Raw genomic sequence first — 14,854 nt, forward strand, 5'->3', positions numbered from 1 at the left:
GCCGGATCCGGTCCGACAAGATTTCGGCCCCGCCAGGGGTCCGCGCGGATTGGAATCCCCAGATGAGCCAGTCGAGGCTGGAAGACGTGCTCCCGCTGTCGCCGTTGCAGGAGGGGCTGTGGTTCCACAGCCTCTACGACTCCGACGGCGTGGAGGTCTACAACACCCAGCTCGTCCTCGAACTGGCGGGCGCGGTCGACCCGGAGCGGTTCCGGGCGGCGCTGCGGCTGCTGCTGGAGCGGCACGCGAACCTGCGGGTCGGCTTCCGCCAGCGCAAGGGCGGGCAGCCGATCCAGTACGTGGTCCGCGACGTCGAACCCGCGTGGGAGGTCGTCGACCTCCCGGCCGGCGGGCTCGACGACTTCCTCGCGGCCGACCGGGTGCGCCGATTCGACGTGGGCACCCCACCGCTGCTGCGCTGCACCCTCGTGCGGCTGCCGGACCGAACCAGCCGGCTGGTGATCACCAACCACCACCTCCTGCTGGACGGCTGGTCCGCGCCGCTGCTGATCGACGAGCTCTTCGCGTTCTACCGCGACGGAGCGGCGGCCGGCCTGCGGCCGGTCACCCCGTACAAGCGGTACCTGCGGTGGGTGTCCGAACAGGACCCGGCGGTGTCAAAGCGGGTGTGGCGCGAAACGCTGTCCGGCCTCGACGCACCGACGCGCGTCGCGGAGGCCGGCCGCACCGCGGCTCTGCCCGAACGCGCCTGGCTGACCATGCCCGCTGACGAACTGGACGAGCTGTGCAGGCGGCGCGGCCTGACCGTCAACACGCTCGTGCAGGGCGCCTGGGCCGCGGTGCTGGGACAGCTCACCGGCTCCGCCGACGTGGTGTTCGGTGCGACGGTGTCGGGCCGGCCGCCCGAGATCGAGGGCATCGAGACGATGATCGGCCTGTTCATCAACACGCTCCCGGTGCGGGTGCGACTTGACCCGGCGGCGTCGGTGGCCGAGAACCTCGCGCGCTTGCAGGCCGAGCAGTCGCGGCTGCTGACGCACCAGCACGTGAGCCTGGCCGAGGTGCAGCGCGCCGCCGGGCTCGGGCCGCTGTTCGACACGCTGCTGGTGTTCGAGAACTACCCGCTGGATTCGCTCGCCGACGACGAGGACGACCAGGCAGGCCCGCGCATCACCGGCGTCGACGGCGGGGGAGCCACGCACTACCCGCTCGGCCTGGTCGTGGCCAGGACCGAGGACGGGCTGCAGCTCCGGCTCGACCACCGCCCCGAGGAGTTCGACGCCGCGGAGCTCCTGGCGCGCCTGCGGCGCTTCCTCGAGGCGTTCGCCGCCGACCCGGACCAGCCACTCGGGCGCGTCGAACTGCTCGAAACCGTGCAGCGGCACCGCATCCTGCACGAGTTCAACGACGACGAGCCCGCTCCGGAGGGCCCGAGCGTCGTCGAGCGCTTCGAGGAGCGGGTCCGCCTGGCACCCGAGCACCCGGCCGTCGTGCACGACGGCGGCACCGTCAGCTACCGCGAGCTGAACGAGCGGGTCAACCGTCTCGCGCACCACCTCATCGCGGCCGGTGTCGGTCCGGGGAGCCTGGTGGGGGTCGCGGTCGCCAGGTCGGTGGAACTGGTCACCGCCCTGTTCGCGGTGGTCAAGGCGGGTGCCGCGTACGTGCCGGTGGAACCCGACCACCCTGCCGAGCGCATCGAGCACATCCTGCGCGACGCGGCGCCGGATCTCGTCGTCACGACCAGCGACGTGCGGGTCCGCGCGCGCAACGTCCTCCTGCTGGACCAGCCGCTGCCGGAGCACCCGGCCACCAACCCGGGACGCGCGGTCGCCGGCCCGATGTACGTGCTCTACACCTCGGGCTCCACCGGTCGCCCGAAGGGCGTCGTGGTCCCGGCACGCGCGGTGCTGCACCGCCTGGACGGCATGCAGCGGGCCTACGGGCTCGACGCCTCGGACCGGGTGCTGCAGAAGACCCCGGCCGGTTTCGACGTCTCGGTGTGGGAGTTCTTCTGGACGCTCACCGAAGGCGCCACGCTGGTGCTCGCCGCCGACGGCGGTCACCGCGACGTCGACCACCTGGCCGCGGTGATCCGCGAGCACGGGGTCACCACCGTCCACTTCGTACCCCCGGTGCTGCGGATGTTCCTGGAGACACCGCAGGCCCGGGAGTGCACCTCGCTGCGCCGGGTGTTCACCGGCGGCGAGTCGTTGCCCGCGGACCTGCAGCGCCAGGTGTGGGAGGTGCTCGACGTGTGGCTGCACCACCTCTACGGCCCGACCGAGGCGACCATCGACGTCACCTACCACGACTGCGAGCCGGGCCGGGTCGACGATCCCGCCCCCATCGGCAAGCCGGTGCCCGGCGCCCGGCTCTACGTGCTCGACGGCGCGTTGCGCCCGGTGCCGGTCGGCACCACCGGCGAGCTGTACCTGGCGGGCACCCAGCTCGCCCACGGCTACCACCGGCGTGCGCCGCTGACCGCGCAGCGGTTCGTGGCCGATCCGTTCGGCGCGCCGGGCAGCCGGATGTACCGGTCCGGTGACCTCGCCCGGTGGCGCTCGGACGGGGTGCTGGAGTTCGCCGGCCGGGCCGACGACCAGGTCAAGGTGCGCGGAGCACGCATCGAGCTGGGCGAGATCGAGGCCGTCGCCCGCGAGCACCCCTCGGTCGGCCAGGTCGCGGTGGTCGTGCGCGGCGACCGCCAGGGGCAGGAGAGGCTGACCGCCTACGTGGTCGGCGAGGCCGGGCCGCTGCGCGAGCACCTGCGGCGCCATCTCCCCGACTACATGGTGCCGACCTCGTTCGTCGAGCTCGACGCGTTGCCGCTCACCACCAGCGGCAAGCTCGACCGCAGGGCGCTTCCCGCTCCGGAGCAGGAGATTTCGACTTCCGGCTCGGCGCCGCGTTCACCGCGTGAGGAGATCCTCTGCGGCCTGTTCGCGGAAGTCCTCGGCGTGGCCCGGGTGCGTCCCGCGGACAGCTTCTTCGAGCTGGGCGGCCATTCGTTGCTGGCGACCCGGCTGATCAGCCGCATCCGCGCCACCTTCGACGTGGAGCTCGCGGTGCGCGCGGTGTTCGAGTCGCCGACCGTGGCAGGTCTGGCCGCCCGGCTGGACGGCGCGGGCGAGGCGCGCCCGGCGGTGCGCCCCGTGCCGCGCCAGGAGCACGTCCCGCTGTCGTTCGCCCAGCAGCGGCTGTGGTTCCTCCAGCAGCTCGAAGGGCCCAGCGCCACCTACAACATCCCGATGACACTGCGGCTTTCCGGCCCCCTCGACACCGACGCCCTCCAGGCGGCGATCGGCGACGTCGCCGAGCGGCACGAAAGCCTGCGCACCGTGTTCCCCACCGTCGGCGGCATGCCCTACCAGCGGGTCCTGCCGGGCCTGCCGGTGCTGCACGTCGTTGCGGCCGATCGCGTCGAGGAGCAGGTGGCCGACGCGGCGCGCACGCCGTTCGACCTCGCCGCGGAACCGCCGCTGCGGGCGAGCCTGTTCGTGCTGGGTCCGCAGGAGCACGTGCTTCTCGTGCTGCTGCACCACATCGCAGGGGACGGCAGGTCCAGCGGTCTGCTCGCGCGAGACCTGGCCACCGCCTACGCGGCGCGCTGTGAGGGCCGCGGTCCGCGCTGGTCGCCGCTGCCGGTGCAGTACGCCGACTACGCCCAGTGGCAGCGCGACCTGCTCGGCCGTGAGGACGACCCGGAGAGCCTGGTGGCGCGCCAGCTCGACTTCTGGCGGTCCAGCCTCGACGGTGTGCCGCTGGAGCTGTCGCTTCCCACCGACCGGCCGCGCCCGGCGGTCGCCACCAACCGGGGCGAGGGGGTGGAGTTCGAGGTCGGACCCGAGGTCCACCGCCTGCTGGCCGCGGTGGCCCGGTCGAACCAGGCGAGCGTGTTCATGGTGGTGCAGAGTGCGATCGCGGCGCTGCTGACCAGGATGGGCGCCGGGACCGACATCCCGCTCGGCACCTCGGTCAGCGGCCGGGGTGACGAGGCGCTGGACGAACTGGTCGGGTTCTTCGTGAACACGCTGGTTCTGCGCACCGACACCTCCGGAGACCCGTCCTTCACCGACCTCCTCGGCCGGGTCCGCCAGGCCGACCTGGCCGCCTACGCCAACCAGGACGTCCCGTTCGAGCGGCTGGTCGAGGTCGTCAACCCGGCCCGGTCGATGTCGCGGCACCCGCTGTTCCAGGTCATGCTCGACTTCCACCGCGACGAGCGCACCGAGTTCGGCCTGACCGGTCTGGTCGTCGAGCGCGAGAGCAGCAGCACCGACATGGCCAAGGTCGACCTGACCTTCCACGTCGAGGAGTCCTACGACGACGGCGGCGCCCCGACCGGTCTGCGGGGCGTGCTGGAATACGCCACCGACCTGTTCGACCAGCGCACCGCCGATTCCATCGCGGCCCGGCTGGTGCGGGTGCTCGCCGAGGTGGCCGCCGATCCGGCGACGACGATCGGCGAGCTGGACGTGCTGCCCGCCGACGAGCGCGACCGCGTCCTGCGGCGCTGGAACGACACCGCGCGCGAGGTCGTGCCGGTGGCCCTGCCGGACCTGATCGAGCAGCAGGTCATGCGCACCCCGCACGCCCCGGCGGTCGCGTTCGGGGACACCGAGATCGACTACGCCGAGCTCAACCGCCGCGCCAACCGGCTCGCCCGGCTGCTGCTCGAACGCGGCGCGGGACCCGAGCGGTTCGTGGCCATCGCGCTACCCAGGTCGGTGGACCTGGTCGTCGCGCTGCTCGCGGTGCTCAAGACCGGCGGCGCCTACCTGCCGCTGGACCCAACGCACCCGGCGGAGCGGATCGAGTTCATGCTCGACGACGTCCGCCCGGTGCTCGTGCTGACCGACCGCGGCTTCGCGGATCGGATTCCGGTTGCCACTCCGCGGCTGCTCGTCGACGAAATCGACACGTCCACCGTGGACGACGGCGATCCGCGGCGGTCGCCCGGCATGCGCAACGCCGCGTTCGTGATCTTCACCTCGGGCTCGACAGGCAGGCCCAAGGGCGTGGTCGTCCAGCACGACTCGCTCAACGGCTACCTGTCGTGGGTGCGCTCGGCGTACCCGGCCGTCGCCGGACGCGCGCTGGTGCATTCGCCGGTGTCGTTCGACCTGACCGTCACCGGCCTGTTCGCCCCGCTGACCACCGGTGGCTGCGCGCAGCTCGTCGAGCTCGACGAGTCGGCCGAACTGGGCGGCCACCGGCCCACCTTCGTCAAGGCCACCCCGAGCCACCTGCCGGTGCTGCTGACGCTGCCGCCGGAGTGCTCGCCGACCCGCCAGCTCGTCCTCGGCGGCGAGTCGCTGATGGGGGAGGTGCTGGAGCAGTGGCGTGCCCGGCACCCGGAGGCGACGGTGATCAACGAGTACGGGCCGACCGAGACCACGGTCGGCTGCACCGAGTTCCGGATCGAGCCCGGCGAACCGGTGCCCTCCGGCGTGGTGACGATCGGGCGGCCGATCTGGAACACCCGGATGTACGTGCTGGACGCGGCCCTGCGGCCGGCCCCGGTCGGCGTCGAGGGCGAGCTCTACATCGCGGGCGACCTGGTGACCCGCGGCTACCTGAACCGCCCCGGCCTGACCTCGTCGAAGTTCGTGGCCGACCCGTTCGGCCCGCCCGGTTCCCGGTTCTACCGCTCCGGGGACATCGCGCGGTGGAATGCCGACGGCATGCTGGAGTTCGTCGCGCGGGTCGACGACCAGGTGAAGATCCGCGGATTCCGGATCGAGCTCGGTGAGATCGACACCGTCCTCAACCAGCACCCGGACGTCCGGCACGCCGCCGCGATCGTGCGCGAGGACACCCCCGGCGACAAGCGGCTGGTGGCCTACGTCGTGCCGGAGGGCGAGCTCGACGCGGCCGGGCTTCGCGACCACGTGGCCGACCGGCTGCCGGAGTACATGGTGCCGGTCGCGTTCGTGACGATGGACACGCTGCCGCTGACCGGCAACCGCAAGCTGGACCGCAATGCCCTGCCCGCCCCGGAGTTCGCCGGCGAGGAGGACGGCCGGGCCCCCCGCGACGAGCGCGAGGAAGTCCTCTGCGGACTGTTCGCCGAAGTCCTGGGCGTCGACTCCGTCGGGATCGACGACGGTTTCTTCGAGCTCGGCGGGCACTCGCTGCTGGCCACGCGGCTGATCAGCCGCATCCGCGCGGAGCTGGGTGCGGACGTGGGGATCCGGGCGCTGTTCGAGTCGCCCACGGTCGCCGGCATCTCCGAACGGCTCGGCACGTCAGGACCGGTGCGCCCACCGCTGGAGCCGAAGGCCAGGCCGGAGCTGGTCCCGCTGTCGTTCGCGCAGCGCAGGCTGTGGTTCCTGCACCAGATGGAGGGGCCGAGCCCCACCTACAACATCCCGCTGGTGCTGCGGCTCTCCGGGGAGCTGGACCGGGATGCGCTGCGGGCGGCGGTCGCCGACGTGGTGGCCAGGCACGAGAGCCTGCGCACGGTTTTCCCCGACGTCGGCGGCACGCCGCACCAGCACGTCCTCGACCGCGTCGAACCGGTGGTCGTCGACGGGACCGGGACGTTGGAAGAGGCGGCGCGCTACTCGTTCGACCTGGCGCGCGAGGTACCGCTGCGGGTCGTCATGTTCGAGGGAGGTCCCGGCGAGCACGTGGTGCTGGTGCTGCTGCACCACATCACCGCCGACGGCACGTCGCAGGGGCCGCTGGTCCGCGACCTCGCGTCGGCCTACGGGGCGCGCGTCCGCGGCAATGCGCCACAGTGGACTCAGCTTCCCGTGCAGTACGCCGACTTCGCGCTGTGGCAGCGCGAAGTGCTCGGCGACGAGGACGATCCGCGTTCCGGCGTGGCAAGGCAACTGTCGTTCTGGCGCAGGACCCTGGCGGGAGCACCGGACCGGATCGAGCTGCCCACCGACCGGCCTCGGCCGGCGGTGGCCTCGCACCGGGGCGACTCCCTGGAGTTCGTCATCGACGCCGCCACCCACGCCGCGCTGTCGCGGCTCGCGGCCGAGCACGACGCCACGGCGTTCATGGTCCTGCACGCCTGCCTGGCGGCCGTGCTGACCAAGCTCGGCGCGGGCGAGGACATCCCGGTCGGCACCGTCGTGGCCGGTCGCGCAGACCCGGCGCTGGACGAGCTTGTCGGGTTCTTCGTGAACACGCTGGTGCTGCGGACCGACACCTCGGGCGATCCCACCTTCGCCGACCTGCTGGCGCGGGTCCGGGAAGCGGACCTGGCGGCCTATGCGCACCAGGACGTCCCGTTCGAGCGGCTGGTGGAGATCGTCAACCCGGCGCGCTCGCTGTCGCACCACCCGCTGTTCCAGGTCGCGTTCGCCTTCCAGGGCGAGGACGACGGCGACGAGCCGCGGTGGCCCGGGTTGCACGTCGAGGTGGAAGGCGCCGGAGCGGGCGCGGCGAAGGTAGACCTGGCCCTGAGCGTGCGCGAGAACCGGGACGGGGTGGGGCGCCCGGCGGGAGTGGACGGCGTCGTCTCCTACAGCACCGACCTTTTCGACGAGGACACCGCCCGGTCGGTGGCCGAGCGCTTCGTCCGGCTCCTGGAGCAGGTGGTGACCGACCCGCGGCTCCGGCTGTCGCAGGTGGACGTGCTGACCAGCCGGGAGTGCGAGGCACTGGCGGTGCGTCCGGCGGATCCGTCGGCGCAACCGAGCTGGCCGGAGCTCTTCGAGCGACAGGTGCGCCGCGTGCCGGGCAACCTCGCGGTGGACTCCCTCGACGGACGCTGGACCTACGCCGAGCTCAACGAGCGGGCGAACCGGTTGGCACACCACCTGATCGGCCTCGGGATCGGGCCCGGCGACGTGGTGGCGCTGGCGCTGCCGAAGTCGGGCGAACTGGTCGTGGCGATCACCGCCGTGCTCAAGACCGGTGCCGCCTACCTGCCCGTGGACGTCGAGTACCCGGCCGAGCGGATCCGCCACCTGCTCCAGGACGTCGCGCTGGTGGTCTCCACCGCGGGTGTCGAACTGCCGCGTCCGGCCCTGCTGATCGATTCCGGCTTCGCCGCGCACCCGGCGACCGACCCGACCGACGCGGAGCGCAACGCACCGCTGCGAGCGGAGTCCGCCGCCTACGTCATCACCACGTCGGGTTCGACCGGACTGCCCAAGGGCGTTGTGGTTTCCCACGCCGGGTTCGCGACGCTGTCGGGCAACCACGTGCGTTCCTACGGGGTGCGCGAGGACAGCCGCGTGTACCAGTACGTGTCGCCGAGCTTCGACGTGTCGGTGGCGGAGCTGTGCATGGCGCTGCTGACGGGTGCGTGCCTGGTGGTACCGAGGCGGACCGCGACCGGGGCAGAGCTGGCCGCCGAACTGGACCGCGAGCGAGTCACGCACCTGCACATCCCGCCGTCGGTGCTGGCGACCGTGCCCAGGGTGGAGCTGCCGCACCTGCGGTGCCTCATCACCGGCGCCGAGCCGTGCCCGGCCGAGCTGGTCGAGTTCTTCGGCCGGGGCCGGACCATGATCAACGCCTACGGTCCGACCGAGGCCACCGTGGAGGTGACCTGGGCCCGGAGCGAACCCGGCGTGCACCCGGTGCCGATCGGCCGCCCGCTGGACGGTGCCGCCGCCTACGTCCTGGACTCCCGTCTGCGACCGGTGCCGACCGGGGTGGCCGGCGAGCTCTACGCCGCCGGTCCCGGCCTCGCGCAGGGATACCGCGGCCGGTTCGGGCTCACCTCCGAGCGCTTCGTCGCGAACCCGTTCGGCCCGCCGGGCTCCCGGATGTACCGGACCGGCGACCTCGCCAGATGGGGTGCCGACGGGCGGTTGGAGTACCTGGGACGTGCCGACGACCAGGTGAAGGTGCGCGGTTTCCGGATCGAGCCGGGCGAGGTCGAGGCGGTCCTGGCCGCACATCCCGACGTCGGGCAGGCACGCGTGGTGGTCCGCGAGGACCGGCCTGGTGACAGGCGGCTCGTGGGCTACATCGTCGGGCACGCGACCGCGCCGGAGCTGCTGCGGCACGCGCGCGAGGCGCTGCCGGACTACATGGTGCCTTCGGCGGTCGTGGCGCTCGACGAGATGCCGTTGACGGCCAACGGGAAGCTCGACCGGGACCGGCTCCCGCGCCCGCTCGCCGCGCCGGTGGGGGCGTACCGCAGGCCGCGTTCGCCGCGGGAGGAAGTGCTCTGCGACCTCTTCGGCGAGGTGCTGGGCGTGGGCACCGTCGGCATCGACGACGGGTTCTTCGAGATGGGCGGACACTCGCTGCTGGCCACCCAGCTCGTAAGCCGGGTCCGCGAGGTGCTCGGCGCGGAGCTCGGCGTGCAGTCGGTCTTCCGCGCGCCCACCGTCGCCGAGCTCGCCGAACTGCTCGACGATGACGGCGACGGCTTCGACGTCCTGCTCGGGTTGCGCGGAGGGGAAGGTCCGGCGCTGTTCTGCGTGCACCCGGCCACCGGGCTGTCGTGGTGCTACTCGGGTCTGCTGCGCCACACCGACCTGCCGCTGCACGGCCTGCAGCTGCGCGGGATCGACGGCCGGGACGCCCTGCCGCGCAGCCTCGGTGAGCTTGCCTCGGACTACGCCGACCAGATCCAGAAGGCCCGGCCGCGGGGCCCGTACCACCTGCTCGGCTACTCCCTCGGCGGCAACATCGCGCACGCGGTGGCCGCGGAGCTGCAGTCGCGCGGCGAGCAGGTGGGGGTGCTGGCGATGCTGGACTCGTCCACCTCGGACCTCGGCCTGGCCGAGCACGAGGTGCTGGCCCGGCTGTTCGACGACGTCGTCGGCGAGACCGAGCGCGGCAGCGCCGAGCACCAGCGCGGCCGCATCGCGCAGGCGCTCGGCGAGGGCGTGCTGAGCGTGCTGCCCGCGCGGCATCTGCCGTCCGCGGTGGACGCCATAGTCAACAGCGTCCGGCTGGCAGCCGGGCACCGGCCCGACGTCGTCGACGGCGACGTGCTGCTGATGACGTCGCGGTCCAACGACGGCCTCGGCCCGCAGTGGGAGCCGTACGTGCGCGGCCGGGTGTGCGTGGAGCGCGTCGATTGCACGCACGACGAGATGCTCGACAGCGGTCCGCTCGGCGAGATCGCGGCTCTGGTGCGGCAGCGGATGGCCGACCGGCAGCCGGCGGAGGCCGCGATGCCGTCCTGACAACCGACTTTCCTCGGTTGGCGGCGGACGATCACCACCGCCGCGGAGAACACCGATTCGGTCCGTGGGTCCTGTTCGCGTGGATGCGGGGACAGGACCCACCGTCCTGCCCTCAATGCGAATCGCCCGCCGGCCGCCCCGGCGAGCCATGGAAGTGCCCGCGATATTGCCCCGATAAACGCCGTTCCTATGGTCGGTCGCATGCTCGACTCGTTCACCGTCGAGTCGCCGTTCGTACGGCGTGCTCGGCGTCCCGACCCGCGGGTCCGGTTGTTCTGCTTCCCGCACGCCGGCGCCGGTGCGGCCACTTTCGCCGAATGGCCGCGGCTGCTGCCCCCGGAGGTCGAGCTGATCGCGCTCCAGCTCCCCGGCCGGGAGGACCGGATCCGCGAACAGCCGCTGACCGACCTCACCGCCGCGGTGCGCACTCTCGGGCTCACGATGCGTCCCTACTTGCGGGGGCCGTTGGCGTTCTTCGGCCACAGCGGCGGGGCGCTGCTGGCCTTCGAGCTGGCCCGGGCGCTGCGCGGGCGCGGCGGGCCGCAGCCGGAGCACCTGCTGCTCAGCGGTCAGGTCGCGCCGGACCGGCCGCCGGTGGCCGAGCCGATCCACGAGCTGCCCGACGAGGAGTTCGTCGCGGCGCTGGGCTCGCTGGGCGGGACCGCCGAGTCCGTGGCCGGCGACCCCGAGCTGATGCGGCTGCTGCTCCCCGCGCTGCGCGCCGACTTCACCCTCGGCGAGCGCTACGAGTACCGCCCCGAGCCGCCGCTGGAGGCGGCCATCACCGTCCTTGGTGGACAGGACGACGAACGCGCCCCGGAGCGGGAGATGCGGGCGTGGCAGGAACAGACCAGCGGCGCTTTCCGGCTCCGGATGTTCGAGGGCGGCCACTTCTACCTCAACGACCGTCCCCGGGAGCTGGCGGAGGAGATCGGGCGGCTCCTCCTCGGCGGGGAGCAGCCGCGCAGCGAGGAGGTTCGGCCCAGATGTCCAGCGAGTTGATGGCGGAGCTGTCCGCGGCGGTCCGCGCGCACGCCGGTGTCTCCGACGCCGCCTGCGCCGTCCGCAGGCAGGCGAGGTCGCGGGCGGCGGCGCCCACGCGCACGCCGGTCACCGGCGTGCCCGCCGAGCGTGAGGTCGGCGGGGCGGACCTGCCGACGGCCGAGGTCCACGGCGGCGAGCTGCCGCACGACCCGTCGGCCCCGAGGACCCTGCAGGAAGGTTTGCGGCTGGCCGCAGAACTGGCCCCCGATCGCGGAACGACGTTCATCGCCGCCGACGGCGGTGAGAGCTTCCAGAGCTACGCCGAGCTGTTCACCGAGGCGCGGGAGCTGCTCGCCGGGCTCCGCGAACACGGGCTGGCGCCGGGCGCCTCGGTGCTGTTCCAGTTCGCAGGCAACCGGAACTTCGTCACCGCGTTCTGGGCGTGCGTGCTCGGCGGCTACGTTCCGACCCCGTGCGGGGTCCCGCTCGGGTTCGAGCGCGAGAACGCCGGCACCCGCAAGCTGCGCAACGCGTGGGAGCTACTGGGCCGCCCGGTGATCCTCACCGACGCCGAGCTGCTGGAAGGGGTCCGGGGGCTCGGCTCCGGCTGGGGAGCCGAGATCACCGCCTACTGCAACGAGGAACTGCGCCGCGCCGGTGCCGACGCCGAGCCCCAGCCGGTCGAACCCGGCGACCCGGCCGTCCAGCTGCTCACCTCGGGCAGCACCGGTGTGCCCAAGTGCGTCCGGCACGCCCACGCCAGCATCATCGCCCGCACGCTGGCCAGCGCTGTGGCCAACGGCTTCGGCGAGCACGACGTGTCGCTGAACTGGATCCCCATGGACCACGTCGGCGGCGTCATCATGCACAACGTCAGCAACGTGGTCCTGCGCCACCAGCACGTCAACGCCGAGACGGACGCGTTCCTGGCCGACCCGCTGGTGTGGATGGACTGGGTGCACCGTTTCCGGGTGACCAACACCTGGGCCCCGAACTTCGCCTTCTCGCTGTTCAACGACAACGCCGAACGCGCGGCCGGGCGCGCGTGGGATCTGTCGTGCCTGCGCCACATCTGCAACGGCGGTGAGGCGGTCGTGACCCGCACCGCGCAGCGGTTCCTGGAGGTGCTGCGGCCCTACGGCCTGCCCGCGGACGCGCTGCTGCCGACCTTCGGGATGTCGGAGATCGCCTCCGGCACCATCTACTCCAGGCTTTCGGCCCATGACCCGGCGCAGGGCACCATCAGCGTCGAGAAAGCCTCGCTCGGCGGCAGACTGCGCGTGGTGCCGCCGCGGGACGTCCCGGAGGTCATCACCTTCACCGAGGTCGGACGCCCGCTGCCGGGGCTGGCGCTGCGGATCGCCGACGACCACGACCGGCCGCTGCCCGAGGACCACGTCGGCCGGGTGCAGTTCTCCGGCAGCACGATGATGACCGGCTACTACCGCAACGACGAGGCCAACCGGAAGGCCCGCACCGAGGACGGCTGGTTCAACAGCGGTGACCTCGGCTTCGTCCACGACGGCAGGCTGACGCTCACCGGACGCGACAGCGACCTCATCGTCATCCAGGGTGTGAACTACCTGAACTTCGACATCGAGTCCGTCGTGGAGCAGGTGCCCGGCACCGAGGTCACCTTCGTGGCCGCGTGCAACGACGCGGGGGAGGGCACCGACACCGACCGGCTGGTCGTCTTCTTCGTGCCCGCGTCCGCCGACGTGGCGGGCACGGTGGCCGAGATCAGGGCCAGGCTGGCCTCCGACATCGGGTTGCAGCCGCACCTGGTGGTCCCGGTCGAGCGAGAGGCGTTCCCCAAGACCGGCAGCGGCAAGATCCAGCGTTCTCAGCTCGTCGCCGACCTGCGTGCGGGCAAGTTCGTCGACGCGCTGCGCGCCCTGGAGGACGGCCCGGCCGAGGAGGAGCCCCCGTCCGAGGACAACTGGTTCTTCGAGCGGGTCTGGACCGCGCAGTCCATCGTGGAGTCCGAATCCCGCACGGGTGTGCGGGTGCTGTTCGCAGACGCCGAGCGGGAGCAGTGGCTCGGCGAGCACGACGTGGTCGTCCTGCCGGGTACGCGCTTCGCACGCGACGGCAACCGCTTCTCCATCGACGACGCCAACCCGGCGCACTACCGCGAACTGCTGACCGCGGTTCGAAGCGACTTCGGCCGGATCGACGCCGTGGTGCACGCATGGGCGGCGACACCGGGAGGAGACGTCGACGCCGGGCTCCGCTCCGGTGTGCTGTCGGTGCGGATGCTGCTCGCCGAGCTGGCCTCGTGGGAGCGTCGGCCCGAGGTCCTCGTCCTGACCACCGGCGGAGTGCGCACCGGCGACGGCGACGCGGTGGACGTCGCCAAGGGCGCACTGCCCGGCCTGGTCCGCACGGCTGTCGCCGAGAGCGCGGTCCCGGTGCTGCGGCAGGTCGACCTGCCGGTTGCCACGCCCGAGCGGTGGCCCGCGATCGTGCGCGCCGAGCTCGCCGCGATGCCCGATGCCGACGTGGTCGCACACCGCGGTGACACCAGGCTGGTGCCCAGGCTGCGACCGGTCGAGCCCGAAGCCGACAGCTCCCCGGCGCTGGTCCAGGGCGGGGTGTACGCGATCACCGGCGGTCTCGGCGGCATCGCGCAGCAGATCGCCGAATACCTGCTGGCGGCCTACCAGGCGCGGTTGCTGCTGATCGGACGCAGTCCGGTCGCGGAGGGGACGCCGAAGGCGGAGCGGCTGGCAGACCTGCGCACGCTCGGCGAGATCGAGTACCGGGCGCTGGACGTCGGTGACACCGCCGCCCTGCACAGCGCCGTTGCGCAGGCCGAGCGACGGTGGGGGAGGCCGCTGGACGGCGTCCTGCACCTGGCGAGCAACGACGTCTCGCAGCAGTGGTCCCGGCTGGAGGAGCACACGGTCGCACGCGCCTCGCGCGGCGAGTTCGCCCGGACCTACCGGGCCAAGGTGCACGGCACGATGGCCATCGCGGAGGTGCTGCGCGACCGGCCGGACACGCTGCTGGTGCTGTTCTCGTCGGTCAACGCCGAGTTCGGCGGCAGCTCCTTCGGCGCGTACTCCTCGGCGAACAGCTTCCTCAACGGCTTCGCCGACCACTGGGGCCACGAGCTCGGCAGGCCGGTGCGCTGCCTGTCGTGGAGCATGTGGACCGGCAGCGGGATGAACCGGGGCAGCCCGTCGGCCGCCGCGGCCTCGCGCGGGTTCGTGCCCATCGACGACGCGAGCGGGTTGTCGTCGTTGCTGACGGCGCTGGGCCAGGACCGCGTGAACCTGCTGATCGGGCTCGACGGCCGCAACGAGAACATCATCGCCGAGCTCGCCCCGGAACACTCGCGCAGCACCGAGATCGTGGTCGCCTACAGCGGTGCCGGCGTGGACGAGGCGGAGCTGTGCGAGGCCACCGCCGAGCTGGTCGCCCGGTGCGAGGCGCCGGTGCGCTTCACGCGGGTGGACCGCGTCCCGCGCGACGCGGCGGGCCGGGTCGACCAGGCCGGGCTGCTGGCGGTGGCGCGTGCGGCGTCGGCGCGGGAGCGCCGCCGCCACGTCGAGCCGGAGACGGACCTGGAGCGGCGGCTCGCCGTGATCTGGGGCGAGGTGCTCGGCCGCGAGCGGGTCGGACGTGACGACGCGTTCTTCGAGCTCGGCGGCAACTCCCTGCGCGCGGCGCAGCTCGTCGCGCGCATCAACGGCACGCTGCCCGCCAGGATGGCGGTGCACCAGCTCTACGACCACCCCACCGTCGGCCGCCTGGCCGAGGTGCTGGACAAGGCCCGGTGACGCGGCAGA

General features: G+C 72.7%; 3 protein-coding genes. All 3 read left to right on the forward strand.

Annotated features, from left to right (window positions below):
• Positions 1–62: 62 nt before the first annotated feature.
• Positions 63–10,076 (forward strand): non-ribosomal peptide synthetase, encoded by a 10,014-nt coding sequence (locus tag HUO13_RS17545; protein WP_211902380.1) that lies wholly within the window; start codon positions 63–65, stop codon positions 10,074–10,076.
• A 201-nt stretch (positions 10,077–10,277) separates the two neighbouring features.
• Positions 10,278–11,078: a thioesterase II family protein gene (locus tag HUO13_RS17550; protein ID WP_249124973.1), complete on the forward strand. Its 801-nt coding sequence runs from the start codon at positions 10,278–10,280 to the stop codon at positions 11,076–11,078.
• Positions 11,063–14,845 (forward strand): SDR family NAD(P)-dependent oxidoreductase, encoded by a 3,783-nt coding sequence (locus HUO13_RS17555; protein ID WP_211902382.1) that lies wholly within the window; start codon positions 11,063–11,065, stop codon positions 14,843–14,845. Before HUO13_RS17550 ends, HUO13_RS17555 begins: the two co-directional genes overlap by 16 nt.
• The last annotated feature ends 9 nt before the right edge of the window (positions 14,846–14,854 follow it).

It is taken from the genome of Saccharopolyspora erythraea, assembly GCF_018141105.1.
GTDB lineage: Bacteria > Actinomycetota > Actinomycetes > Mycobacteriales > Pseudonocardiaceae > Saccharopolyspora_D > Saccharopolyspora_D erythraea_A.